Origin of the sequence: Allobosea sp. CRIB-10, assembly GCF_900112185.1 — a bacterium.
Lineage (GTDB): Bacteria > Pseudomonadota > Alphaproteobacteria > Rhizobiales > Beijerinckiaceae > Allobosea.
On sequence record NZ_FOKP01000004.1, the window covers coordinates 183,498 to 207,644 of the forward strand.

Sequence of the window (24,147 nt, forward strand, 5' to 3'; positions counted from 1 at the left end):
CCGCTTCAGCGTTCCGGCCGGATCACCGGCAGTTGCTGCAGCCGGGCGGCGGCATGGTCGAGGAAGGCCCGCACCTTCGGCTGGAGATGCTGGCCGCTCGGCACGACGAGCTGGACCGGCGAGGCCGGCGGCTCCCAGTCCCGCATAACCCGCACCAGCGTGCCGGCTTCGATATCCGGCGCGACCTGATAGGACAGGGCACGCGCCAAGCCGCGGCCGGAGCGCGTCGCGATCAGCACCGATTCGATCTCGTTGACGATCAGGCGCGGCGACACCTGAACGGTCGCGCTGCGCGCATCGCCGGCGAAGCGCCAGACCATGCTCTGGCCGGCGGCGATGCTGACGATGGTATCATGCCCGGAGAGGTCGCCCGGGCGCTGCGGTATGCCGCGGCGCTCAAGATAGGCCGGCGCCGCGACCAGCACGCGTCTGACCTCTCCAACCTTGCGCGCCACCAGCCGCGAGCTCGGCAGCGGGCCGATCCGGACGGCCAGATGCAGGCCCTCCTCGATCAGATCGAGATTGCGGTCGGCCAGCACCAGCTCGATCTGGATCTCCGGATGCAGATCGAGGAACTCGGCGACCACAGGCGTGACATGGCGCCGGCCGAAGGCAGTCGGCGCGGTGATCCTGATCAGGCCGCGCATCGGCGCCGCGGTGACGCCGGAAAGCGATGCGTCATACTCTGCGAGGATGTTCCGGGCTGAGGCTGCGAGCTCCCGCCCCGCTTCGGTCGCCATCAGCTGCCGCGTAGTGCGTGCGATCAGCCTGACGCCGGCGCGCTCCTCCAGTGCGGCGAGAGCGCGCGTCACCGCCGGGCGCGAACGCCTGAGCTGGCGCGCCGCGCCGGCGAGGCTGCCGGTATCGATGATCGCGACGAAGATGGCGAGCTCGTCGAGCCGGTCCATGATCATTCCGTCAATAGGAATTCTGATTTGCCAGCCTACCAGCTTTCGCAGCACATCTGAAACAATCAGAGTCCTCCCGCACAATCGCGAGGCTCCGATGACCCAAGCCAAGATCACGCTGCATGGCACCGCGCTCTCGGGCCATACCCACCGCGTCGAACTGCTGCTGCGCGCGCTCGGACTGGACTTCGACTTCGTTCCGGCCCCGGCGGACGTCCGTCGCAGCGAGGCTTTCCGCAAGCTCAACCCGCTCGGTCAGATCCCGGTGCTGCAGGACGGCGATCTCACTTTGGCCGACAGCAACGCCATCCTGGTCTATCTGGCGAAGCGCTATGCGCCGGAGAGCGACTGGCTGCCGCACGACCCGATCGCCGCCGCACAGGTGCAGCGCTGGCTCTCCATCGCCGCCGGCGAAGTCATGCACGGCCCGGCGATCGCCCGGATGATCGCGCAGTTCAAATACGAAGACGATCCGGTGAGGGCCGAGCGGGTCGCGGCTCGGCTGCTTCCCTTCATGGAAGAGCATCTCACCGGCCGCAGCTTCCTTGCGACCGAGCATCCGACGCTCGCCGACCTCGCCTGCTATTCCTATGTCGCACATGCGCCGGAAGGCGGCATCCCGCTCGATGCCTATCCGGCCGTGCGGGCCTGGCTCAGGCGCGTCGAGGCCCTGCCCTTCTTCAAGCCGATCCCGCCCTCGCCTATCCCTGTGAAGAGCTGACGGCCATGGATGCCACGCCCTTTCATGCAGGCGAGTTGGAGGCGCAGGCGCTGGCCGGCGAGAGCTCGCGCGGCGCTGGCATTCGCGACTTCATGCCGGACCAGCATCGCGATTTCTTCGCGCTGCTGCCTTATCTCTTCGCCGCCGGCCGCGATGAAAACGGCTGGCCGATCGCAACAATTCTCGCGGGTCCCGAAGGCTTCGTCACCAGCCCGACGCCGAACGAACTCGCCATCGCCACCCTGCCCGCTTCGGGCGATCCGGCCGATGCCACGCTGAGTATGGGCGCGTCGATCGGCCTCCTCGGCCTCGATCTGCGCACCCGGCGCCGCAACCGCGCCAATGGCGTCATCAGCGAGCGCGAAGGAAACGGGCTGACGGTCGCGGTGAGCCAGAGCTTCGGCAATTGCGCCAAGTACATCCAGGTCCGGCAGCATGAGATCGTGCCGGGCGCAGCGGCTGCTACCACCGAAGAGCTCGGCGGCCTCGATGTAGCAGCCAACGCCCTGATCGCGCAGTCCGACACACTTTTCATCGCCAGCGGCTCGCAGAGCGGCCTCGACATCTCGCATCGCGGCGGCAGGCCGGGCTTCGTCCGGATCGAGGGCGGTCGCCTGACGGTGCCGGACTTCGCCGGCAACAGCTATTTCAACACCTTCGGCAACCTGCTGCGGGAACCGGCAACGTCCATGCTCTTCATCGACTTCGCGAAGGGCGACGTACTGCAGTTGCAGGGCGTGGCGGAGGTCGTCTGGACCGGCCCGGAGCTGGCTGACATCGAGGGCGCCAAGCGCCTGCTGAAGGTCGAGGTGACGCGGGCCTGGCGGCGCAGGGCGGTTCTGCCCTTGCGCTGGAGCGAACCCGAGCCGGCGCCGACCACACTGGCAACAGGAAGTTGGCGGCAAGGTCAAGCCGCCTGACTCCCGATCTCAGTACAGCCGACCGCCCGCGGGAACCTCGAGCGACGGGCCGATCAGCACGACCTCGCCGCTGTCATCCGGCACGCCGAGGGTCAGAACCTCCGACATGAACTTGCCGATCTGGCGCGGCGGGAAGTTCACCACCGCCAGCACCTGCCGGCCTGGGAGATCCTCCGGCCGGTAGTGCTTGGTGATCTGCGCCGAGGACTTCTTGCGGCCGATCGTGCCGCCGAAATCGATCACCAGCTTGATCGCCGGCTTGCGCGCTTCGGGGAAGGGAGCGGCTTCGACAATGGTGCCGACGCGCACGTCGACCTTGAGGAAATCGTCGAAGCCGATCTGCTCGGCGATCTGCGTAGGCTCGCTCAAAATTCCTCCCAGCCGCGATCGCCGCCATTGGCGACCTTGCGCGCGGCGCTGCCATGGCTCTGGACGGGCGCGGCCGCCATGGCGCGCGCCGGACGCGGCGCAGGCGCCGCTGCCTGCGCCATCTTGCTCGCCATCGCCTTCAACGCAACCACGTCGCCACCGAGCCGGAAGCGCCCGACCAGCGCCGCCAGCCTGTCAGCCTCCTGCGCCAGCGCCTGCGAGGCAGCGGTCGACTGCTCGGCCATGGCGGCGTTCTGCTGCGTCGCCTGGTCCATCTCGTTGACGGCGGTGTTGACTTCCTGAAGCCCGGTCGCCTGTTCCTGGGCAGCCGAGGCGATCTCGGCGACCAGCGAGGTGGCACGGGTGATCTCGCCCGACATCCGCTCCAGCGCCGTTCCAGTCTGGCCGACCAGCGCGACCCCCTTCCCGACCTCGACACTGGAGGCGGTGATCAGCCCCTTGATTTCCTTGGCCGCGTCGGCCGAGCGCTGAGCGAGCGCCCGGACCTCGGAGGCGACGACCGCAAAGCCCTTGCCGGCATCGCCGGCGCGCGCCGCCTCGACCGAGGCGTTGAGCGCCAAGAGATTGGTCTGGAAGGCGATCTCGTCGATCACGCCGACGATCTGCGAGATCTCCTCGGAGGATTTCTCGATGCCGCTCATGGCGGCGACGGCCTCGCGGACGATCTCGCCGGACTGCTCGGCCTCACCCTTGACCTGGGTGGTGGCGAGGCTGGCCTGGCGCGCGCCCTCGGCGGTTTGGCGCACTGTCGCGGTCAATTGATCGAGCGCGGTCGCGGTCTCCTCGACCGAGGAAGCCTGCTGCTCGGTGCGGCTGGCAAGGTCGTCGGCGGCCTGGCTGATCTCGCCGGCGCCGGCCTTCATGCTCTCGGTATTCGTCGCGATCTGCCGCATCGTCTCTTCGAGATGTGCCATCGCGGCGTTGAAGTCGTTCTTGAGCTTGACGTATTCGGCGCTGAAGGCGGCCTCGATCCGGTAGGTCAGGTCGCCCTCGGTCAGGCGCTCCAGGCCGGCGCCGAGCGCGTCGACGACGATGGCCTGCTTCTTGGCCTCGTCGCTGCGCTGCGCCTCGTTGAGGTTGCGCTGCGTGTCGGCGGCCCGGCGCTGCTCGCCGGCATCGGCCTCGGCCTGCGCCTTCTCGGCCTCGACCTGCTGCTTCATCAGCGCCGCGTCGCGGAACACCACGAGCGCGCGCGCCATGCTGCCGACCTCGTCTTGGCGCTCCTGATAGGCGATCGGCGCCTTGAGGTCGCCGGCGGCGAGCGCGCTCATATTGCCGGAGACCGTGCGCAGCATTCCGGAGGCGCGGCGGCTCAGGAAGACGACGAGGCCGAGCAGCAGCAGCGCCAGCGGCACCAGGACGATCGCGACTTCCTTGATCAATCCGTAGAACGAGGCATCGACGGCATGGACATGCATGCCGGTGCCGATCGCCCACTGCCATTTCGGCACGCCGACCACATAGGACACCTTCAGCGAGGGATCCTTGTCGCCCGGTTTCACCCAGAGATAGTCGACGAAACCGGCGCCCTTGGTCCGGGCCGTGTCGGTCAATTCCTTGACGAAGAGCTTGCCGGTCGAGTCCTTCAGCGGCGACATGTCGGTGCCGATCAGCTTCGCGTTCGCATGGGCGATGTTGAAGCCGTCATAGCGGATGACGAAAAAGTAGTTGCCGTCGTCGAAGCGGGCATTTGTCACGGCGTCGATCGCGAGTTTCTGGGCGTCGGCGTCCTTCAGCTCGCCCTTCTCGACCTTCGCCACATAGGCGTTCACGGTGGAGGCGGCAGCTTCGACCGCGTTCTTCACCTCGGCCCGCTTCAGGTCGAGCATGTCGACCCGGGCCTGGCTGAGCGTGACAGCAACGCTCGCGACGGCGACGATGGCGGCCAGAATCGCAATCAGCCCAAATGAGCGGCCGATCGACAGCGCAGTAAGCTTCTTCAACACAGACATGTCGCCCCTCGCGAACGTGATTCTTCACATTTGCCCGAAACGGCTAATGCCCACTTAACGCTGTCACTTTCTTGCCACAATCACCAGTTGCCGGACCGCAACCAGTAATTGCAATCAGATCGCCGGAGCGTAGTCGTCGCCGTCCTCGCCACGCATGCGCTCGCGCCGGGGCGTACGCTTGACGCCTGAGCACAGCGAGCGCGCAAGGCCGCGCAGCGGCGCCGTCAGCCGGTGGACATCCTCGACGCGCGCCATGATCTGGCCTGCGGTCTTCAGCTCGCGGTCGAGCTTGGCCATGGTGCGCGACAGTTCCGGCTCGTCGTCTTCCAGCCAGGTGTCGAGCACGCGCGCCATCAGCAGCGTCGCGCCGCGGACCCGCACGGAGCCGAGATCATCCTCGGTCGGGATGCCGGCCGAGGCGAGCAGATAGCGCCAGGAGTTCAGCGAATTGCGCCCGAGCGCAGCGAGCGCCAGCGGCTGGCGCCGCAGATGCGGCAACAGCGCCTTGAGGCCCACCTTGTAGGGCGCCAGCGCGTCGAGCCGGCGCATCACCAGGTCGAAGACGCGCTCCTTGTAGGATTCCTCCATGAGATCGTCGGAGCTGCCCGCCAGCACGGCATCGTCGAGGATGCGGCCGAGCCCGCCGAGGATAGCGAGCTTCGACGGGAAGAGTCCGCGCAGTTCGGCGAGGCTGATGCCGGCCTCGCGGGCGATCGCCGGCAACTCGATCTCGTCCCAGGCCTGCGTCGCCGCCAGCCGGAACAGGGCATCTACCACGGCGCGCCGCGGATCGGGCTTCGCCATGGGTTTCTCAGCTTCTGGGGAAACGGGTTTGCGCGCCATCGGCTTCTCTCCTGTCGCGAGCTGATGGGAAAGAAGCTAGGGCGCAACCGGGGCGGTTGAAAGGCCGCCTCAGCCGGAAAGCTCCTCGGCGCGGCTTTTGGCGGCAGCGACCGCGCGTCGCATCAGCGGCGCGAGGCCATTGTCCGCCATCAGCACGTCGAGGGCAGCGGCGGTCGTGCCGCCCGGCGAGGTCACATTCTGGCGCAAGGTCGCCGGCGGCAGCGGCGACTGGAACAGCATCTCGCCCGCGCCCTCGATCGTGGCGCGCGCCAGCCGCTCGGCGATGTCCGCCGGCAGGCCGGCGGCGACGCCGGCAGCAGCCAGGCATTCGACCAGGTGGAAGACATAGGCCGGCCCCGAGCCCGAGACGGCGGTGACGGCGTCGATCAACCCCTCGTCGCCGAGCCACTCGACCTTGCCGACGCCGGCGAGCAGCGCATCGGCCAGTTGCCGCTGTGCCTCGCTGACGCCCTTGCCCGCCGCAGCGGCGGTGACGCCACGCCGGACCGAAGCCGGCAGATTCGGCATGGCGCGCACGATCGCGTTCGCATTGGGCAGGCGGGCGGAGAGGTCGCCGAGCGTCTTGCCGGCGAGGATCGAGATCAGCAGCGTCTTCGGGCCGATCAGCGCCTGGACGGAGGGGGCGGCGGTGTCGAGCATCTGCGGCTTGGTCGCCAGCACCACCACCTCGGCCGGCTTCGGCGCGGCCGGATTGACGCTCATCCCGTGATGGGCGGCGAGGTCTTGCATCTCGCTGGAGATGTGCGGGTCGAGCAGCGTGATCCCCGCGCCCTTCACGCCGATGCTGAGCCAGCCTTCCAGCATGGCGCCGCCCATCTTGCCGGCACCGACGAGGGTGAGGGTCTCAGGAAGCGGGCTGGCCATGGCGTCTCTCCGGTCGATGCGCGATTGCGCATGGACCTGAACCGCCAAGCAAGGTCCGGGTCAAGCCCGAGCCAGCCAGCCTTCACGCTTCGCCGACCGTTTCCAGCAGCGCGCCTTCGAGCGCCTCGCGGGCGTTCTTGCCGGCCCAGACCACGAACTGGAAGGCCTGGTAATAGCGCTCGCAGGCGTCGATCGCCGCCTTGATCAGGCCCGCAGCCTGCTCCTCGGTCGGCTCGGCCCCGCCCGAGAGCAGCAGCGCGTGGCGATACATCACCACGTTCTCGCGGCTCCACAGATCGAAATGCCCGAGCCAGAGCTGTTCGTTGACCTGGCTGACGAGGTTCATCACCTCGTTGCGGCGCCGATCCGGCACCCTGAGATCGAAGGCGCAGGCGATATGCAACGACTCGACTTCCGAGAGCCAGGTGATGGCGACGTGATAATCGGCCCAGCCGCCGGTCACGGAAACCGAGAGCTCGTCGTCGCTGTCGCGATCGAAGCTCCAGTCGTTCAGTGCGGCGAGGCGTTCGACGAGATCGAGGGGATTGGAGGGGCGTTCGGTTTCGGCGTCCAGATCAAGGTCCATCATGCCCAAGGTCCAACAGCCGGCGCTGGCCCTGACGGCAGGCGCGGCCTGTTCGAGAACGGGAACACGGCGACTGGAAAAGCGTAAGGCACGCAACCCGACCAGGAGATCGCTAAGATGATCTCCGCTTCACCGGCTGGCTCTCGAGTAGAGCCCACCGACGAATCACCTCTCTTCATCGACGATAGCTCAGGCGAGTCTGGAGCCCTAACAGAACCTGCGCGGTTCTGATCGAGCCCTTCGGCGCCCGGTACGCGATGCAAGCTCGACGGATTCGAAGCTGGCCTCAATCCCCCGAAGGGACTGTCCACAACACGAAGCTGTTGACTGTCGACTGGCGAGACTGGGCCGGGGACTTACTTCGACTCGGCCTTGGCCTCGAGCGCGGCCAGCCGCGCCGCGAGCTTGTCGTTCTCCTCGCGCGCCAGCAGCGCCATCTCGCGCACCGCCTCGAACTCCTCGCGGGTCACCACGTCGAGATCGCGCAGCAGCCGCTCGATCTGGGTCTTGACCACGGTCTCGACCTCGCGGCGCACGCCCTGCGCCGCGCCCGCGGCATCGGTCGCTAGCCGGGCGATGTCGTCGAGGATGCGGTTGGACGTGCTGACCATCGGAGCTCTCCGGCGGCGCCCCATGCGCCTTCGCGGAGATATGGCGAAGGAGCGCCGGGAGCGCAATCGCTCCGACGCAACCGCCTCGTTTTGCCTCTCCCCTGCCCTGTCTGGACCTTCGGGATGGTTGCGCTTACAACGAGCGCCGCAGGGAAGACCAGCAATCCGAGCCCAAACAATGGGCGGGAGGCGTCATGTCGGTTCGTTTTAACGGCCTCGTTCTGGGGCCGCTCGCTGCGCTTGCGCTCGCAGGCTGCCAGGAAACCACCACCACCGCGGCGCGTCCGCGTGTCGATGCGCCGGGCGTTCCGGTCTCGGTCCAGAGCATCTCGGGCGCGCCCGACCAGGTGACGGCGCATTTTGCCGGCCTGCTCGGCGAAGCCGCGGCCGAACGCAAGATGGAGATCGTCCCCGGCGACAAGCCGGCCCGTTTCCGGGTGCGCGGCTATCTCACCGCCCAGCCCACCGAGGACGGCCAGACCGCCCTCGCCTTCGTCTGGGACGTCTATGACGAGAGCAAGAAGCGCGCCCAGCGCGTCCAGGGCGAGAGCCTCGGCCGGCGCGGCGGCGGCTCCGATCCCTGGGCCGGCATCGACCAGACCATCGTCGCCAAGGCCGCGTCCGAATCGGCGGATGCGATCGCGAGCTTCCTGACGACCGCGCCGGTGCCGGAGGCGAAGCCGGACGCGAAGGCCAAGACCCGCACCGCCCAGGCGGATACAGAGAAGAAGCGCTAAGCGCGCTCGGAGTGGCATCGTCTTTCCGGGGCTTCGCGCAGCAAAGAGCCCGGAAAACCGACCGCCATCATCGCCAGCGCGCTGCGATCTTCGATGCTCTTTTAGGGACATCGTGTTCATGGGTTCCGGGCTCGCCGCTTCGCGGTGCCCCGGAGCGACGATGCGGTTCCGGCGCACTCAAGCTTCGGCTTCCCGGCAAACGTGCACCCCGCCCCGCTGCAGTGCAGCATTTGCATGGGGATGTCGCGCCTCTTTGGTCGACTCGGCGTCATCACGCTGTTATGAGCCCTTCGAAACTGAGCCGCCCCCGCTCGGACGGCTCGCCTTATTCTGCGTTTCGGGTGCACCCGGCATGGCCTCCTCCTTCAAAGTCGTCGCCGGCAATTCCAACCGCCCGCTCGCCGAAGCCATCTGTAACCATCTCGATGTGCCGCTAGCCCGGGCCCAGGTCCGGCGCTTCGCCGACATGGAGATCTTCGTCGAGATCCAGGAGAACGTCCGGGGCCAGGATGTATTCATCATCCAGTCGACCTCGTTCCCGACCAATGATCACCTGATGGAATTGCTGATCATCACCGATGCGCTGCGCCGCTCCTCGGCCAGGCGCATCACGGCGGTGATCCCCTATTTCGGCTATGCCAGGCAGGACCGGCGCGCCTCCGGCCGCACCCCGATCTCGGCGAAGCTGGTCGCCAACCTGATTGCCCATGCCGGCGTCGACCGCGTGCTGACGCTCGACCTGCATGCCGGCCAGATCCAGGGCTTCTTCGACATCCCGACCGACAACCTGTTCGGCGCCCCGCTGATGGCGCGCGACATCAAGGACCGGCTCGAGTGGAAGAACGCCATGGTCGTCTCGCCCGACGTCGGCGGCGTGGTCCGCGCCCGCGCCCTCGCCAAGCGCATCGACGCGCCGCTCGCGATCGTCGACAAGCGCCGTGACCGGCCGGGCGAGTCGGAGGTGATGAACATCATCGGCTCGGTCGAGGGGCGCTCCTGCATCCTGATCGACGATATCGTCGATTCCGGCGGCACGCTGGTGAATGCCGCCGACGCCCTGCTCGCCCAGGGTGCCAAGGAGGTCTACGCCTATATCACCCATGGCGTGCTCTCCGGCGGCGCGGTCGCGCGCATCGCCTCGTCCAAGCTCAAGGAGCTGGTGATCACCGATTCGATCATGCCGACCGAGGCGGTGAAGGTTGCGCGCAACATCCGCGTCATTTCGATCGCCGGGCTGATGGGCGAGGCGATCGAGCGCACCGCGAGCGAGTCGAGCGTCTCCAGCCTGTTCGATTGAGCGTTCGTAGCTTTTCCCCGCAGCCCTCATCCTGAGGAGCCGCGCAGCGGCGTCTTGGAGGATGCTCCAGGAGGCTCCGGAGACAACTGGAGCATCCTTCGAGACGCAGCCTGCGGCACTCCTCTGGATAAGGGCTGAGAACTGAGGAAAGGTCCGGCCATGACATCGCGCGCCCTCGTCCTCTTCTCCGGCGGTCAGGATTCGACCACCGCCCTGGCCTGGGCGCTGGAGCGCTTCTCCACGGTCGAGACCGTCGGCTTCGACTATGGCCAGCGCCATCGCATCGAGCTCGCCTGCCGCGAGACGATCCTCGCCAGATTGCCGGGCCTGTCGCCCACCTATTCCGACCGGCTCGGGCCGGACCACCTCCTCGACCTGAAGACGCTCGGCGCGATCTCCGACACCGCGCTGACCAGCGAGAGCGAGATCGCCTTCGCGCAGACCGGCCTGCCGACCACCTTCGTTCCCGGCCGCAACCTGATCTTCCTGACCTTCGCCGCGGCGCTGGCCTATCGCCGCGATTGCAAGCACATCGTGCTCGGCGTCTGCGAGACCGACTATTCCGGTTATCCCGACTGCCGCGACGACACGATCAAGGCGATGCAGGTCGCGCTCGGCCTCGGCCTCGACCGCAGGTTCGTGCTGCACACGCCGCTGATGTGGCGCGACAAGGCGCAGACCTTCGCCCTGGCGAAGGAGCTGGGTGGCGAAGCGCTGCTCGATCTGGTGGTTGAGGAGACGCATAGTTGCTATCTCGGCGACCGAACCAAGCGGCATTCCTGGGGCTATGGCTGCGGCCAGTGCCCGGCTTGCGACTTGCGGGCCAGGGGCTTTACGGCCTATGAGGCCGCGCCGAACGATAGCGGACCGAACCATGATGATTGACCGGCAACGCCGTATCGAGGGCCTGATTGCGCTGGCCCTCTTCACCCTGACGATCCCGATCGCCAACTGGCTGATCGGCAATGTCGGCACGGTCTGCGTGCCGAACGGGCCGTGCCTCGTCCCGGTCGCACCGGGCATCAAGGCGCCGAGCGGCGTGCTGATGATCGGCCTTGCTCTCGTCCTGCGCGACATCGTCCAGCGGCGGCTCGGGCCCGCAGCGGCGCTCGGAGCCATCGCCGTCGGCGCGCTGATCTCGGGGCTGCTGGCGCCGCCCGCGATCGTCGTCGCCTCCGTCGCCGCCTTCCTCCTGTCCGAGCTGACCGACTTCGCGGTCTACACCCCACTGCAGAAGCGCAATTTCGTCGCCGCCGTGGCCGCCTCCAGTGTCATCGGCCTTGTCGTCGACAGCCTGGTCTTCCTCTGGCTCGCCTTCGGCAGCCTCGATTTCCTGAGCGGACAGATCATCGGCAAGGCCTGGATGGTGCTGCTGGCCCTGCCGCTGATGCATCTGCTGCGCCGGCGCGACGAGCGGATCGGGCTCTCTCCCGCCTGAGCCAGCAGCCCATTTGTTTTTAAGCAGTGTCCATCATCTTGCCCGTCTGAAGATCAGAAAGCCAACAATTCGACCCAAGCGGGAAACGGCGATTTCATGCCCTTGCGGCATGATGCTCCTCCCGTCCTGCCGAGTGTCCCGATGCGCCGTCACGACTCCGTCGAGCGTCTGCAATCCCTGCAAAACGCAACTCTGGAATCGATCGCGCGCGGCGAAGAGCTTGCCGTCGTGATGGTCGACCTATGCAAGCGCGTCGAGGCTCTGGCGCCCGGCGTGGTCTGCTCGGTCGTCACCGTCGATGATGATTTCAGGCTCCGCCCCCTCGCCGCCCCGAGCCTGCCGCCCGCCTATGGCGAAGCGGTCAACGGCACGCCGATCGGCCCGCGCGTCGGCTCCTGCGGCACAGCGATCTATCGCAAAAGCCCGGTCGAAGTGACCGATATCGCCACTGATCCGCACTGGGAAGGCTATCGCGAGCTCGTGCTGCCGCTCGGCCTCAACGCCTGCTGGTCGAGCCCGATCGCAGCGCGCGACGGACGCGTGGTCGGCAGCTTCGCCTTCTATTATCGCGACCCGCGCGGCGCCACGCCGTTCGAGCGCCGGATCGTAGCGACCTGCGTGCATCTCTGCGCCATCGCGATCGAGCATGCGGAGGTGAGCGCCCGCAATCATCGCCTCGCCTATTTCGACACGTTGACCGGCCTCCCGAACCGGGCTCGCTTCAACGAGGCGATCGCCCAGACGACGAGCGGACCCCGGTCCGGATTCGGCTTGATGCTGATCGACATCGACCACCTCAAGGCGGTCAACGACACCATGGGCCACGCCGTCGGCGATCTGCTGATCGAAGCCATCGGCTCGCGGCTGGCCGAGGTCGCGCCGAAAGGCACGGCGTTCAGGATCGGCGGCGACGAATTCGCCGTCCTTCTGCCGGATTGCGACAAGGCCGGGCAGTTACGCAGCGTCGCCAGCGCCATCCTCGCCGCGATGCACACGCCGATCGACTGCGAGGGAACGACCATCGTCCCGAGCGTCACCATCGGCGGCGCCATCGCCGGAGAGGACGGCGCCGACAGCGTCACCCTGCGCCAGAACGCCGATTTCGCGCTCTACCATGCCAAGGAGACGCGGCGCGGTGGCTATGTCCGCTTCAAGGGCGGCCTGCGGACCTCGATGACCCGGCGCATCCAGGCGATCCGCAGCGTCGGTGACGCATTGAGTGGCGGCCGTCTCATCCCCTACTACCAGCCGATCATCCGGCTCGACAACGGCGAGATCAGGGGGATGGAAGCGCTGGCGCGCTTGCGGCTTGACGACGGGCGTGTGGTGGCCGCCGGCGAGTTCCAGGACGCCCTGCTCGACCCCAAGCTCGCTTACCGCATCTCCAACCAGATGCTGCCCGCCATCGCCACCGACATGGCGCAATGGCTGCGCGAGGGCCTGCCGATCCCGCATGTCGGCCTCAACGTCACCTCTGCCGACTTCCAGAAGGGCGATCTCGTCCAGCGCATCGTCCGGGCTTTCGAGCGGGTGCAGGTGCCGCTCGAACATCTGGTCGTCGAGATCACCGAGCAGGTGATCATGGGCGGTCGCCGTGACGGCGTCGGACGCACGATGGAAGCCTTGCGCGAGCGCGGCATCCTCGTCGCGCTCGACGATTTCGGCACCGGCTTCGCCTCGCTCACCCATCTGCTCGATTTCCCGGTCGACACGATCAAGATCGACAAGTCCTTCGTCGGCGGCATCGAGGGCGGGGCCAGGAGCGGCGCGATCGTCGAGGCGTTGATCGGCGTCGCCAGCCGGCTCGGCATGCGCATCGTGGCGGAAGGCATCGAGAACGAGGGTCAGGCGCGGCGACTGGCCGGGATGGGCTGCCGGCTCGGCCAGGGTTATCACTATGCCCGGCCGATGCCGGCCGAGGCGGTCCCAGCCTTCGTCGGCAGCTTCAGCCGGGCGGCGTCCGGCTCCCGGCCGCGCCCCGCCGCCAGCGCCGCCTGAAATCCGGCTGCGGACTTGAGATTGCCCGCGGTTTCGCCTATGAGCCTGCCTGCGTCCCACTGACACCCTTGGAGGCAGGGGCGCGAACCGCAATGGCCGCCGTAGGCGGCCATGTCTTTTAAGAGCTTAAGGACCATACACATGACCGCCATGAAGCAGATCCAGGCTTCGGCGCGCGCCCAGGTCGGCAAGGGGGCCGCCCGGGCAGTTCGTCGCCAGGGCCTCACTCCCGCCGTGATCTACGGTGCAGGCGAAGCGCCCGTCGCCATCGCGCTCGATGCCAACAAGACCCGCCAGATGATCTATGCTGGTCACTTCCTGACCACGCTGTTCGAGATCGACGTCGACGGCAAGAAGACGCGCGCCATTCCGCGCGACTACCAGCTCGACCCGGTCAAGGACTTCCCGATCCACATCGACTTCCTGCGCGTCGCCGCCGGCCAGACCATCAAGGTCGAGGTTCCGCTGCACGTCGTCGGCCAGGAGCAGTCGCCGGGCCTGAAGAACGGCGGCGCCCTCCAGATCGTCGCGCACTCGCTCGAGATCGAAGTCGCCCCCGAGAGCATCCCCGAGTTCATCGAGGTCTCGGTTGCCGGCCTCGAAGTCGGCGACACGCTGCACATCGACGCGCTCAAGCTGCCGGCTGGCGCCAGCCTGACCTCGACCAAGGACCTGACCCTGGTCACGATCATCCCGCCGACGGTCGAGGCCGAGGAGCCTGCTGCCGCCGAGGGCGAAGCCGAAGCCGCCAAGGCCTGAGCCTGGCGCCTCCTTCGGAACGATGCTTGCAGACGGCCGGGCATGCCCGGCCGTTTTGCTATGACAACCGCTGCGGAACCGAACGATGCTGATTTTCGCCGGCCTCGGCAATCCCGGCCAACGCTATGCCCGCAACCGCCACAATATCGGCTTCATGGCGGTCGCGGCGATCGCCCGCGCCTGCAACGCCTCGCCCTGGCGCGCCCGCTTCCAGGCTTACGCCTGCGAGGCGGTGATCGGCGGCGAGAAGGTCCTGCTGCTGCTGCCGCAGACCTATATGAACGAGTCCGGCCGCGCGATCGGCGAAGCCGCGCGCTTCTTCAAGGTCGCGCCGGCCGACGTCATCGTCTTCCATGACGAGCTCGACCTGCCCCCGGCCAAGCTGCGGGTGAAGCTCGGCGGCGGCAATGCCGGCCATAACGGCCTGCGCTCGACCACCGCGGCGATCGGCAACGACTATCGCCGGGTGCGGATGGGCATCGGCCATCCCGGCGACAAGGCGCTGGTCCACGCCTATGTGCTCAATGATTTCGGCAAGGCCGAGGAGCCCTGGGTCGAGGACCTCTGCACCGCCTGCGCCGACAATGCCGCTCAGCTCGCCAACCATGACGATGCCGGCTTCCAGAACAAGGTCCACCTGTTCATGGAGGCGCGCGGCCATGGCGCGGTGAAGCGCCTCGGCGAAAAGGCATCTGATTAGAGCCCGGCTCCAATCAGATTGAAGCAATCTGATCGCTGAATCGCTCTCTCACATTGAGTAGGAGCCCCGCTCTCAAAGCGGCAGCTGCGCGCCGGCCCTCGCAATCGTTACCCGGCTGCTCGACAGGCTGCCATCGGCCTGCCGGCTCGCGGTCAGCGCGACCTGCGTCCCGGCGACGAGATCGGCGGCCTGCGCCGGCGCGGCCATGATGATGTTGGCTTCGGGTGTGATCGCGATCGTCTGCTCACCGCCCGGATAGGTCAGCGTGACGCTGCTGCCGTCGACGCGCGAGACCGTCTCGGCCACCGTCGCATTGGTCATCGTCGCCTCCGGCAGGACGGCCCAAGGCCTGTGCCCCTCGCCCGTGCCGCGCATCGCCTCTGGGAAGATGAAGACCTGCACGGCCGACAGCCCGCCCCCGGGCAACATGCGAGCGCCGACGCCGATGAAGCTGCCCTTCTTGATGTCGCTCACCGCGGCCTTGACCACGGCGCCGACCGAATAGTTCGGCGCAAGCGCGACCGTCGTCGGGCCCTCCTGCGTCTTGACCGTCAGCGACTGGCCGTCGAGGCGCTCGACCGTGCCGCGTATGCGCGTCTGCGCCTGTGCTCCGGCTGCGAAGAGCACGACGAGGCCGATCAGGGCGAGCGAGGCAAAGCGCATGGGACAGCTCCGGTAGCCGGTCTTTTTCCGTCGCGCCCACTCGTGCGCGCTCGGCAAAGGCGCCGCCATGCACGTTCGCGTGAGCCGTGCAGCCACCCGCCATCTTGTCTTTTGCTGCTCTGCACCCAATAAGGCCCGGGAGAACCGAGACATCTTTCCGCGGTGGCCACAGGCGCCCCGCGATGCACTGGACGGGCGAGCATGGGCTTCAAATGCGGTATCGTCGGCCTGCCGAATGTCGGCAAGTCGACCCTCTTCAACGCGCTGACGCAGACGGCGGCGGCGCAGGCGGCGAACTATCCGTTCTGCACGATTGAGCCCAATGTCGGCGACGTCGCCGTCCCCGACGAGCGGCTTGAGGCGCTTGCCGCCATCGCCGGCTCGAAGGAGATCATCCCGACCCGGCTGACCTTCGTCGACATCGCCGGCCTTGTGCGCGGCGCCTCGAAGGGCGAGGGCCTCGGCAACCAGTTCCTCGCCAATATCCGCGAATGCGACGCCATCGCCCATGTCGTGCGCTGCTTCGAGGACAGCGACATCACCCATGTCGAGGGCAAGATCGCCCCGATCGCCGACATCGAGACGATCGAGACCGAATTGATGCTCGCCGATCTCGAAAGCCTCGAGAAGCGCGTCCTGCCGCTGGAGAAGAAGGCCAAGTCCGGCGATAAGGAGGCCAAGGAGGCCGCCGACCTGATGAACCGCTGCCTCGTGCTGCTGCGCGAGGGCAAGCCGGCCCGCCTCGTCCAGGTCGCGCCCGAGGAGCGCCGCGCCTTCGAGATGCTCGGCCTGCTCTCCTCCAAGCCGGTGCTCTATGTCTGCAATGTCGAGGAAGCCAGCGCCGACAAGGGCAATAGCTTCTCCGAGCAGGTCAAGGCGCGCGCCGCCGAGGAAGGCGCGGTCGCCGTCGTCGTCTCCGCCAAGATCGAGAGCGAGATCGCGGTGCTGCCGGCCGCCGACCAGAAGGACTATCTCGAAGCCGTCGGCCTCGACGAGCCCGGCCTCAACCGGGTGATCCGCGCCGGCTATGCCCTGCTCAACCTCGTCACCTACTTCACCGTCGGTCCGAAGGAGGCCCGCGCCTGGACGATCGAGAAGGGCACCAAGGGGCCGCAGGCCGCCGGCGTGATCCATACCGATTTCGAGAAGGGCTATATCCGCGCCGAGACCATCGCCTATGACGACTACGTCGCCAACAAGGGGGAGGCGGGCGCGCGCGAGGCCGGCAAGTTCCGGCTCGAAGGCAAGGACTACGTCGTCGCCGACGGCGACGTGCTGCATTTCCGCTTCGCCAACTGAGCCTGCATGGCCGGAGCGGGCGCCGCTCCGGCGCCATGTCTGGTGAGCATTCGGAGTTTGCGCGATTTCGGCTCGCTCGACGGCTATCTCCCGCGCAGGATAGCCGCCAGATCAACGAGATGGACTAGCGATGCTCTACTTCGAGGACTTCGTTCCGGGCTCCGTCAATGAGTACGGCTCGCTTCCCGTTTCGCAGGACGACATCCTCGGCTTCGCTCGCCGCTTCGACGCGCAGGATTTCCACATCGACCCCGACAAGGCCAGGGCGAGCTTCGTCGGCTCGCTGATCGGCTCCGGCTGGCACAGCTGCGCCCTGCTGATGCGGCTCGCCGCCGAGGCCTTCTTCCTCGACTCGACCTCGATGGGTTCGCCGGGTGTCGAGGAGGTCAAATGGCTGCGGCCGGTCAAGCCCGGCGACACGCTGCGCCTGCGCTGGACCATTGCCGAGACCAAGGAATCGCGGTCCCGTCAAGAAATGGGGCTGGTGAAGTTCCGCTTCGAGTTGCTGAATCAGCGCGGCGAGGCGGTGGTCGAGCAGAACAACTGGGTGATGTTCGGCCGCCGCGGCTCGGGTTTCGAGGCGGCCCGCGGCGACTGGCTGAAGCATCCGGCGAGCTATGAGCCGCCGCAGGTGACCGTCAGCGCCGAGCCGCCCAGCAAGCCGACAGCCCCTCCCGGCTATTTCGACGAGCTCGTGATCGGTGAGAGCTACGAGCTCGGCAGCCTCGTCTTCACGCCGGATGAGATCGTCGCCTTCGCCCGCTCCTTCGATCCGCAGCCCTTCCACATGGACGAGGAAGCGGCGCGCCGGAGCTCTTTCGGCGCGCTATGCGCCTCCGGCTGGCATACGGCGGCGGGCTGGATGGCGACGATGGTCAGCCATCGCCGCCGGCAGGAGGCCATGCTCGCCCCAAGCGCGGCCCCAAGGCTCGGTCCCTCGCCCGGCTTCAAGAACCTGCGCTGGCTGAAGCCGGTCTATGCCGGCGACCGGATCACCTATCACTCGGCTGTCGCCGACAAGCGCCCGAGCCTGTCGCGCCCCGACTGGGGCCTGTTCTTCCACCACAACACCGGCATCAACCAGAAGGGCGAGACGGTGCTGAGCTTCGACGGCTGCGTCTTCATCGAGCGCAAGCCGAGCTGAGGCCGACGCGGGTCAGCCGGCGATGCGCCGCGAAGCCGCCGGCATGCCCGCCAGCTCGATCCGATCGCGGCCATTGCGCTTGGCGGCATAGAGCGCCTCGTCCGCACGGGCCTGAAGGTTTTTTCCGTCCAGCGGCCCCTCGCCCGCGCACAGGCCGATCGAGACGGTCACGCCTGTCAGCTCGTCGTGAAGCAGGCGCCACGGCACGCGCCGCAAGGCGCGACGGATGGCCATCGCGACCTCCTGGGCCGCCTCGATCGGGGTATCGCCGAGCAGGACGCCGAATTCCTCGCCACCGATCCGGGCTACCAGCGCCGATGTCGGCGGAACCTGAGCCGAGATGACCTCGGCAATGGCCTTGAGACAGGCATCGCCGACGAGATGGCCGAAACGGTCGTTGATCGTCTTGAAGTGATCGGCATCGATCATCATCAGCGACAGCGGCTCCGGCCGGGCGGCGGCGTCCGCGAGGCGCGCGACGAAGCGGCGATGATTGGCGAGGCCGGTGAGCCCGTCCGTCTCGGCGAGCTCCGCCAGCGCCGCATTGGCCCGGCGCAAGGCCTCCTGCGCCTCAAGCAGCTCCATCTGCTGGCGCTTGGCGACGGTGATGTCGGCATGGGTGAAAAAGCTGACGCCGCCGGCGCTGTGCCGCGCGATCAATCTGAGCCAGCGCTGGCCGGGCAATTCGATCTCGAAGGGCACGCCGTCATAGCGCAGCCCGTTGCTGATCGCCGCGCGCCAAGCCGCGGTCGGCGAGGCGCCACGCCAGCACCAGGCGATGATCTCGTCCAGTGTGCGCCCCACCACCGGAGCGCCGCGCGGCAATTCGTATAGCCGCCGGAAAGCATCGTTCGCCGCGACCACCCGCTCCTTCGCATCGAGGATGGTGGCGCCGTCCGGAATGAAGCGCAGCGCATCCATGACCGGCAGCACCAGTTCGGGCGCCGCCTCGGCAGGCGTCTCGACATCGAGCGTCTGCCACATCCGCACGCGGCCGCCATCCGGGGCTCGCAGCGACGAGGCGCGCAGCTTGCGGCCATTGTGGATGAACTCGAAGGGCTGTGTCTGGTTCTCGTGGCGCGTCACGCCTTCGGCCACATGCCGCGCGATGTCCGGCATCTCTTCGGGCGAGAGGCGGCGCTGATAGAAGCGCATCAAATTGTCGGCATAGGGCTCGCCGACATAGATCTCGCCCACGTCCTCAGGGAAGATCTGCAGGAAGGTCTGGTTCCAGCACAGGGCCCGCATCTCTCCATCATATTCGCAAACGCCGATACCGAGGGCGTCGAGCGAATCGAGCAGATAGCGCGAGAGCTTCATCCGGCTCTCAATAGAGGAGAGCCGTTAACAACCAGTGAGATCGGTTCCTCAGAGTCACCCGGCCGAAAACGAGTGCGGGAACGCCGGGGACCGTCTCGGCCGGTCCCCAGGATCAGCCGACCTTTCCGTAGCCGGCGAATTTTTTTGAGACGCGCTCCATCTCGGCTGCGTCGAGAATGACCGGCTCCAATCCCGAGGCGAGGAGGTCGAGATACTGCCCGGCGAGATTCTCGACCTCGGCGACGATGGTATGGGCGCCGGCCAGGCTCGCCCCCAGCGCGATCACGCCGTGATTGGCGAGCAGCACCGCCTTGCGGCCGTCCAGCGCCCTGACCGCATTCTCCGCCAGCTCCGGCGAGCCGAAGGTCGCGTAGTCGGCGCAGCGGACATCGGCCCCGCCGCAGAGCGCGATCATGTAGTGGAAGGCGGGGATGCCGCGCCGCGCACAGGACAGCGCCGTTGCGCGCGGCGAATGCGTGTGGACGATCGCCTGCGCATCCGGGCGTGCCTTGTAGATCGCGACATGGAACGGCCATTCCGACGAAGGCTTGCGACTGCCGCTCAGGATCGTCCCATCGAGCGCGAGATAGATCAGGTCCTCCGGCTTGGTCCGCGCATAGGGCAGCCCCGACGGCGTAATCAGGAAGCCGTCGCCGAAGCGGGCGGAGACATTGCCCGATTTCGAGGGGCAGAAGCCGGCCATGTCGATCGCCTGCGCGACCGCGATGATCTCCTCGCGCAATGCCTGCTCACTCATGCCGCCACACCACTCGTCATCTCGGGAAAGAGCTTCGCCAGCCCCTCGGCGCTCGCCGGCGCGATGCCACGCTCGGTGATCAGGCCGGTGACCAGCCGCGCCGGCGTCACGTCGAAGGCCGGATTGCAGGCTGCACTGCCGGGCGCCGCGACCTGGAAGAAGCCGGTGCTGCCATCCTCGCCCTGGCCGAAGAGATGCGTGACCTCGCGCCCCGCCCGTTCCTCGATCGGGATCTCCTTCAGCCCGTCCCGCAGTGCCCAGTCGATCGTCGGCGAGGGCAGCGCCACATAGAACGGCACGCCATTGTCCTTCGCCGCCAGCGCCTTGAGATAGGTGCCGATCTTGTTGGCGACGTCGCCGGTCGCGGTCGTCCGGTCGCTGCCGACGATCACCATGTCGACCTCGCCATGCTGCATCAGATGCCCGCCGGCATTGTCGACGATCACGGCATGCGGCACGCCATGGCTGCCGAGCTCATAGGCCGTCAGCGCCGCGCCCTGATTGCGCGGCCGCGTCTCGTCGACCCAGACATGGACGGGAATGCCGGCATCATGCGCCAGATAGATCGGCGCCAGCGCCGTGCCCCAGTCGACGGTGGCGAGCCAGCCGGCATTGCAATGGGTCAGGATGTTGACCGGCGCGCCCGGCTTCTTCGCCGCGATCTCACGGATCACGCCGAGCCCATGTTCGCCGATGGCATGGCAGAGCGCGACGTCCTCGTCGCAGATCGCGCCGGCCTCGGCATAGGCCGCAGCGACCCGCTCCGCTTGCGGCAGGTCGATAAGGCGCCTGCGCATCCGCGCCAGCGCCCAGTGCAGGTTGACCGCCGTCGGCCGGGTCGCGCCCAGCAGGGCCAATGCTTGTTCGAGAGCGGGGTTGGAGCTGTCGACCCGCAGCGCCAGCGCCACGCCATAGGCGGCCGTCGCGCCGATCAGCGGCGCACCGCGCACCGTCATGTGGCGGATGGCATGCGCAGCCTCGTCGGCGGTCGAAAGCCTCACCGTCTCAAAATGGAAGGGCAGCCGTGTCTGGTCGATGACGCGGACGCCCCAGCCGTCTTCGTCGAGCCAGATCGTGCGATAATGCCGCCCGTGAATATTCACGTGAAAGCCCATCCTGCTGATGCAGAAACACAGGCCTCATCCTGAGGAGCGATCGCAGATCGCGTCTCGAAGGATGCTCCAGCTGGTTCCAGAGCCTCCTGGAGCATCCTTCGAGACGGCCCTGCGGGCCTCCCCAGGATGAGGGCTGAGAGAGAATTCATCGCGTCAATGCCCGGCGAAGGAGACCAGCGTGCGCACCGGCACGCCGAGCCGCCGGATCTTGTCGGCGCCGCCGAGGTCCGGCAGGTCGATGATGAAGCAGGCGGCGACGACCTCCGCCCCCAGCGAGGAGAGCAGCTTCACCGCCGCCTCCGCCGTGCCGCCGGTGGCGACGAGGTCGTCGACCAGGAGGACGCGCTCGCCGCGCGAGACCGCATCCTTGTGCACCTCGATCTCGTCCGCGCCGTATTCGAGCGAATAGGGCATGCCGACCGTCTCATGCGGCAGCTTGCCCTTCTTGCGCACCGGCACGAAGCCCGCCGAGAGTTGGTGCGCCACGGCGCCGCCCAGAATGAAACCCCGCGCTTCGATGCCGGCGATCTTGGCGATCTTCAGCCCGGCGAAGGGCTGCACCAGCTCGTCCACCGCGCGGCGGAAGGCGCGGGCATCGCCGAGCAGCGTGGTGATGTCGCGGAACTGGATTCCCGGCGCCGGATAGTCCGGAATCGTCCGGATCGCATTCTTCAGATCGTCGAGCGCGCTGCGGTCCATGACAACGTCCATCGGATGGGGCGCCTCCTCTTAGCCCAAGGCGCGGCCGGCGGAAACGGCGCTGCGGACCGGGTTGCGCCGCCTGCTCTGCTGGTCAGTCGCGCCAATAGCGGCGCGGGGCGCGCCATTGCCGCTCGTCGCGATAGGTTCGGCGTTCATAGACGCGCCGGCGGCCGCGATCATCGTCGCGGATGATGGTGTCGACACGGGTGTGAACGCCATTGGACGAGTTCGAGCTCGAGTTCGACGAGGTGTTGCCGGCGAAGGCCGGGCCGGCGGCGCAAAGGGCGATGAAGGCCAGGGTGAGCGGTCGCATCGGGCAGCTCCGTGGTTGGCATCGAGGGAGCCGACATGCTCCCCTTAGCCTGAACGTCCGCTGACCGCATTATTCCGTCGCGATCATCGGCCCTTCAGCACCCGCCCTGCCACGGCGTCGAGCTTGGCGACGAGCTTGAGGTCGCGATGCTCCGGTGCGGTGACGATGGCGAAGTCGAGGGCATTGTGCGATCCGGCCGGACAGGCCTCGCGCTCGCGCGGGAAGTCGGCGGCGAGCCGCGCCACCAGCCGGCGGGCCTTGTCGGCATTGGCGTGCAGCACGGCGATGACGGCGGCGACGTCGACCGCGCCGTGCTCCTCGTGCCAGCAATCATAGTCGGTGACCATGGCGACGGTGGCGTAGGTGATCTCGGCCTCGCGCGCGAGCTTGGCCTCCGGCATCGCCGTCATGCCGATCAGATCGTAGCCGAGGCCCTTATAGGTCAGCGATTCCGCCAGCGTGGAGAATTGCGGGCCTTCCATGGTGACGAGGGTGCCGCCCCTGACGAAGGCTAGATCCTCGGCGATGGCCGCAGCCGCGATCCGCTCCTGCAGCGCCGGGCCGACCGGATGTGCCACCGACACATGCGCGACGCAGCCCTTGCCGAAGAAGGAGCTGGCGCGGCCGGTGGTGCGGTCGACGAACTGGTCGACCAGCACGAACAGGCCGGGATAGAGCTCGGCCTTGTAGGAGCCGCAGGCCGAGAGCGAGACGAGGTCGGTCACCCCTGCCCGCTTCAGCACATCGATATTGGCGCGGTAGTTGATCTCCGAGGGCGGGATCGCATGGCCGCGGCCATGGCGCGGCAGGAAGACGATCTTCGTCTGCCCCATCCGCCCGATCCGGAGCACGTCGGACGGCTCGCCCCAGGGGCTCTCGATCCGCTCTTCGCGCAGATCGGTGAGGCCCGGAAGGTCGTAGATGCCAGAGCCGCCGATGATGCCCAGAACCGCTTCAGCCATGCCTTGGTCTCCGATGATTGCCGGATAAGGATCGAGATTCGTGACAGCCGTAACACGGCCGCACGTCTCACTGGATAGCCGGTCGTCCCGGGCGACCCGGGACCCATGCCTGAACCTCTTTCGGAAAGGCTCCGGAATGGATCCCGGATCAGCGCGGCTTCGCCGCTTGTCCGGGATGGCGAGTTCGGAAGGCACAAACGAAAAAGGGCCCCGTCTCCGGGGCCCTTTCGAAATCAACTCTCCCTCAATGCGTCGAGGCATGCTCGGGCAGGCGCGACCAGATCTTCTTCTTGGTGAAGTAGAGCAGGCCGGCAAAGAGCGCGAGGAACAGCATGACCTGGAAACCCAGGCGCTTGCGCGCCTCGAGATGCGGCTCCGCCATCCACATCATGAAGGCGGTGACGTCCTTGGCGTACTGCTCGACGGTCTCGGGCACCGGCGACTTGCCGTCCGGCCCCTTCGGATACTCGACCTGGCCGTCGTTCAGCGGCTTCGGCATCGCGATCAGATGGCCGGGCATATAGGTGTTGTAGTTCTGCCCCGGCAGCAGTGGCGGGAAGTCCTTCGGCGGATCCTTATAGCCGGTCAGCAGCGCGACGATGTAGTCCGGCCCGTTCTCCTGGTACTGGGTGAAGATGTCGAAGATGAAGGTCGGGAAACCGCGCGTATAGGTGCGCGCCTTGGCCAGCATGTCGATCGGCGGCGGATAGGCGCCGCCATTGGCGGCGCGCGCCGCCTGCTCGTTCGGGAACGGCGCCGGGAAGGCATCAGCCGGACGACCGGGACGCTCGAACATCTCGCCGGACTCGTTCGGGCCGTCCTTGATGTTCGTGTAAGTCGCGGCCAGCGCCGCAACCTGCGAGGGCGTGAAGCCCGGGCCACCCGGCTGCGACAGGTTGCGGAACCGGATCAGGCTCATCGCATGGCAGCTGGCGCAGACTTCCTTGGCGACCTTGAAGCCGCGCTGCAGCTGGGCCTGGTCGAACTTGCCGAACGGTCCGGAGAACGACCAGCTCTGCGCCGGCGGCTTCGGGCCAGCCTCGGCGGCGAGGACCGGCGAGGCGGCAGCGAAGGCGAGGCCAGCGGCGAGGCCGACGAGCGACAGGCGGAGGGACATCTTGCTCATG

Annotated in this window: 26 protein-coding genes; 11 read left to right on the forward strand and 15 right to left on the reverse strand. The window is 67.4% G+C overall.

Features of this window, described 5'->3' with window-relative positions:
* Nucleotides 1-5: 5 nt before the first annotated feature.
* Entirely contained in the window at nt 6-908 is a 903-nt protein-coding gene (locus BMZ69_RS07900; protein ID WP_092156149.1) for a LysR family transcriptional regulator, read from the reverse strand.
* Between the two features lie 97 nt (nt 909-1,005).
* Between BMZ69_RS07900 and BMZ69_RS07905 the strand changes: the two genes are divergently transcribed.
* Nucleotides 1,006-1,629, forward strand: a complete 624-nt coding sequence (locus BMZ69_RS07905) for a glutathione S-transferase family protein (protein WP_092156022.1) — start codon at nt 1,006-1,008, stop codon at nt 1,627-1,629.
* Between the two features lie 5 nt (nt 1,630-1,634).
* The gene (locus BMZ69_RS07910; protein WP_092156023.1) at nt 1,635-2,549 is read left to right on the forward strand and encodes a pyridoxamine 5'-phosphate oxidase family protein; all 915 of its coding nucleotides are present in this window, start codon (nt 1,635-1,637) and stop codon (nt 2,547-2,549) included.
* A 9-nt stretch (nt 2,550-2,558) separates the two neighbouring features.
* On the opposite strand, the gene BMZ69_RS07915 is transcribed toward BMZ69_RS07910, so the two are convergent.
* From BMZ69_RS07915 to BMZ69_RS07940, 6 genes are all read right to left on the reverse strand, one after another.
* Entirely contained in the window at nt 2,559-2,918 is a 360-nt protein-coding gene (locus BMZ69_RS07915) for a tRNA-binding protein (protein WP_210188003.1), read from the reverse strand.
* Nucleotides 2,915-4,891, reverse strand: coding sequence for a methyl-accepting chemotaxis protein (locus tag BMZ69_RS07920; protein WP_175506714.1), 1,977 nt, complete (start codon nt 4,889-4,891; stop codon nt 2,915-2,917). Before BMZ69_RS07920 ends, BMZ69_RS07915 begins: the two co-directional genes overlap by 4 nt.
* Before the next feature lie 114 nt (nt 4,892-5,005).
* Entirely contained in the window at nt 5,006-5,695 is a 690-nt protein-coding gene (locus tag BMZ69_RS07925; RefSeq protein WP_092156024.1) for a hypothetical protein, read from the reverse strand.
* Between the two features lie 108 nt (nt 5,696-5,803).
* The gene (gene proC, locus BMZ69_RS07930) at nt 5,804-6,619 is read right to left on the reverse strand and encodes a pyrroline-5-carboxylate reductase (protein WP_092156025.1); all 816 of its coding nucleotides are present in this window, start codon (nt 6,617-6,619) and stop codon (nt 5,804-5,806) included.
* A gap of 82 nt (nt 6,620-6,701) precedes the next feature.
* Nucleotides 6,702-7,208 carry a type III secretion system chaperone family protein gene (locus tag BMZ69_RS07935; protein WP_092156026.1) on the reverse strand — a complete coding sequence of 169 codons (507 nt, stop codon included), beginning with the start codon at nt 7,206-7,208 and terminating at the stop codon, nt 6,702-6,704.
* Between the two features lie 353 nt (nt 7,209-7,561).
* Nucleotides 7,562-7,816: an accessory factor UbiK family protein gene (locus BMZ69_RS07940; RefSeq protein WP_092156027.1), complete on the reverse strand. Its 255-nt coding sequence runs from the start codon at nt 7,814-7,816 to the stop codon at nt 7,562-7,564.
* Between the two features lie 194 nt (nt 7,817-8,010).
* On the opposite strand from BMZ69_RS07940, the gene BMZ69_RS07945 reads away from it, so the two are divergent.
* The 7 genes from BMZ69_RS07945 (at nt 8,011) to pth (ending at nt 14,745) form a co-directional block, all read left to right on the forward strand.
* Nucleotides 8,011-8,553 (forward strand): hypothetical protein, encoded by a 543-nt coding sequence (locus tag BMZ69_RS07945; RefSeq protein ID WP_092156028.1) that lies wholly within the window; start codon nt 8,011-8,013, stop codon nt 8,551-8,553.
* A 352-nt stretch (nt 8,554-8,905) separates the two neighbouring features.
* Entirely contained in the window at nt 8,906-9,850 is a 945-nt protein-coding gene (locus BMZ69_RS07950; protein ID WP_092156029.1) for a ribose-phosphate pyrophosphokinase, read from the forward strand.
* Between the two features lie 159 nt (nt 9,851-10,009).
* A complete protein-coding gene (gene queC, locus BMZ69_RS07955; protein ID WP_092156030.1) occupies nt 10,010-10,735 on the forward strand; it encodes a 7-cyano-7-deazaguanine synthase QueC in 726 nt (241 codons plus the stop codon).
* Entirely contained in the window at nt 10,725-11,288 is a 564-nt protein-coding gene (locus BMZ69_RS07960) for a VUT family protein (RefSeq protein WP_092156031.1), read from the forward strand. The genes queC and BMZ69_RS07960 overlap by 11 nt, the downstream gene beginning before the upstream one ends.
* 141 nt (nt 11,289-11,429) lie before the next feature.
* Nucleotides 11,430-13,286 carry a putative bifunctional diguanylate cyclase/phosphodiesterase gene (locus tag BMZ69_RS07965; protein ID WP_175506715.1) on the forward strand — a complete coding sequence of 619 codons (1,857 nt, stop codon included), beginning with the start codon at nt 11,430-11,432 and terminating at the stop codon, nt 13,284-13,286.
* 141 nt (nt 13,287-13,427) lie between these two features.
* Complete coding sequence (locus BMZ69_RS07970) at nt 13,428-14,045, forward strand: 50S ribosomal protein L25/general stress protein Ctc (RefSeq protein WP_092156033.1); 618 nt, start codon at nt 13,428-13,430, stop codon at nt 14,043-14,045.
* Between the two features lie 85 nt (nt 14,046-14,130).
* Entirely contained in the window at nt 14,131-14,745 is a 615-nt protein-coding gene (gene pth / locus BMZ69_RS07975) for an aminoacyl-tRNA hydrolase (protein WP_092156034.1), read from the forward strand.
* A gap of 72 nt (nt 14,746-14,817) precedes the next feature.
* Here the strand turns inward: pth and BMZ69_RS07980 are convergent, their stop codons facing one another.
* A complete protein-coding gene (locus BMZ69_RS07980) occupies nt 14,818-15,408 on the reverse strand; it encodes a hypothetical protein (protein ID WP_092156035.1) in 591 nt (196 codons plus the stop codon).
* Nucleotides 15,409-15,609: 201 nt separating this feature from the next.
* Here BMZ69_RS07980 and ychF point away from each other — a divergent pair, with 201 nt between their 5' ends.
* Together ychF and BMZ69_RS07990 are read left to right on the forward strand one after the other, a co-directional pair.
* Nucleotides 15,610-16,707 carry a redox-regulated ATPase YchF gene (gene ychF, locus BMZ69_RS07985; RefSeq protein ID WP_092156036.1) on the forward strand — a complete coding sequence of 366 codons (1,098 nt, stop codon included), beginning with the start codon at nt 15,610-15,612 and terminating at the stop codon, nt 16,705-16,707.
* A gap of 130 nt (nt 16,708-16,837) precedes the next feature.
* Nucleotides 16,838-17,851 (forward strand): MaoC family dehydratase, encoded by a 1,014-nt coding sequence (locus tag BMZ69_RS07990; RefSeq protein WP_092156037.1) that lies wholly within the window; start codon nt 16,838-16,840, stop codon nt 17,849-17,851.
* Nucleotides 17,852-17,863: 12 nt separating this feature from the next.
* Here the strand turns inward: BMZ69_RS07990 and BMZ69_RS07995 are convergent, their stop codons facing one another.
* The 7 genes from BMZ69_RS07995 to BMZ69_RS08025 all read right to left on the reverse strand — a co-directional run bounded on the left by BMZ69_RS07995 (nt 17,864) and on the right by BMZ69_RS08025 (nt 24,146).
* Nucleotides 17,864-19,171: a GGDEF domain-containing protein gene (locus tag BMZ69_RS07995; RefSeq protein ID WP_092156038.1), complete on the reverse strand. Its 1,308-nt coding sequence runs from the start codon at nt 19,169-19,171 to the stop codon at nt 17,864-17,866.
* 112 nt (nt 19,172-19,283) lie between these two features.
* Nucleotides 19,284-19,928, reverse strand: coding sequence for a class II aldolase/adducin family protein (locus BMZ69_RS08000; RefSeq protein ID WP_092156039.1), 645 nt, complete (start codon nt 19,926-19,928; stop codon nt 19,284-19,286).
* Nucleotides 19,925-21,031: an S-methyl-5-thioribose-1-phosphate isomerase gene (mtnA, locus tag BMZ69_RS08005; protein WP_210188004.1), complete on the reverse strand. Its 1,107-nt coding sequence runs from the start codon at nt 21,029-21,031 to the stop codon at nt 19,925-19,927. The genes BMZ69_RS08000 and mtnA overlap by 4 nt, the downstream gene beginning before the upstream one ends.
* A 165-nt stretch (nt 21,032-21,196) precedes the next feature.
* Complete coding sequence (locus tag BMZ69_RS08010; RefSeq protein ID WP_092156152.1) at nt 21,197-21,742, reverse strand: adenine phosphoribosyltransferase; 546 nt, start codon at nt 21,740-21,742, stop codon at nt 21,197-21,199.
* 94 nt (nt 21,743-21,836) lie between these two features.
* Entirely contained in the window at nt 21,837-22,058 is a 222-nt protein-coding gene (locus BMZ69_RS08015; RefSeq protein WP_092156041.1) for a hypothetical protein, read from the reverse strand.
* An 83-nt stretch (nt 22,059-22,141) separates the two neighbouring features.
* Nucleotides 22,142-23,020 (reverse strand): S-methyl-5'-thioadenosine phosphorylase, encoded by an 879-nt coding sequence (locus BMZ69_RS08020; protein ID WP_092156042.1) that lies wholly within the window; start codon nt 23,018-23,020, stop codon nt 22,142-22,144.
* A 244-nt stretch (nt 23,021-23,264) separates the two neighbouring features.
* Complete coding sequence (locus BMZ69_RS08025) at nt 23,265-24,146, reverse strand: cytochrome c1 (protein WP_092156043.1); 882 nt, start codon at nt 24,144-24,146, stop codon at nt 23,265-23,267.
* Between the last annotated feature and the right edge of the window lies 1 nt (nt 24,147).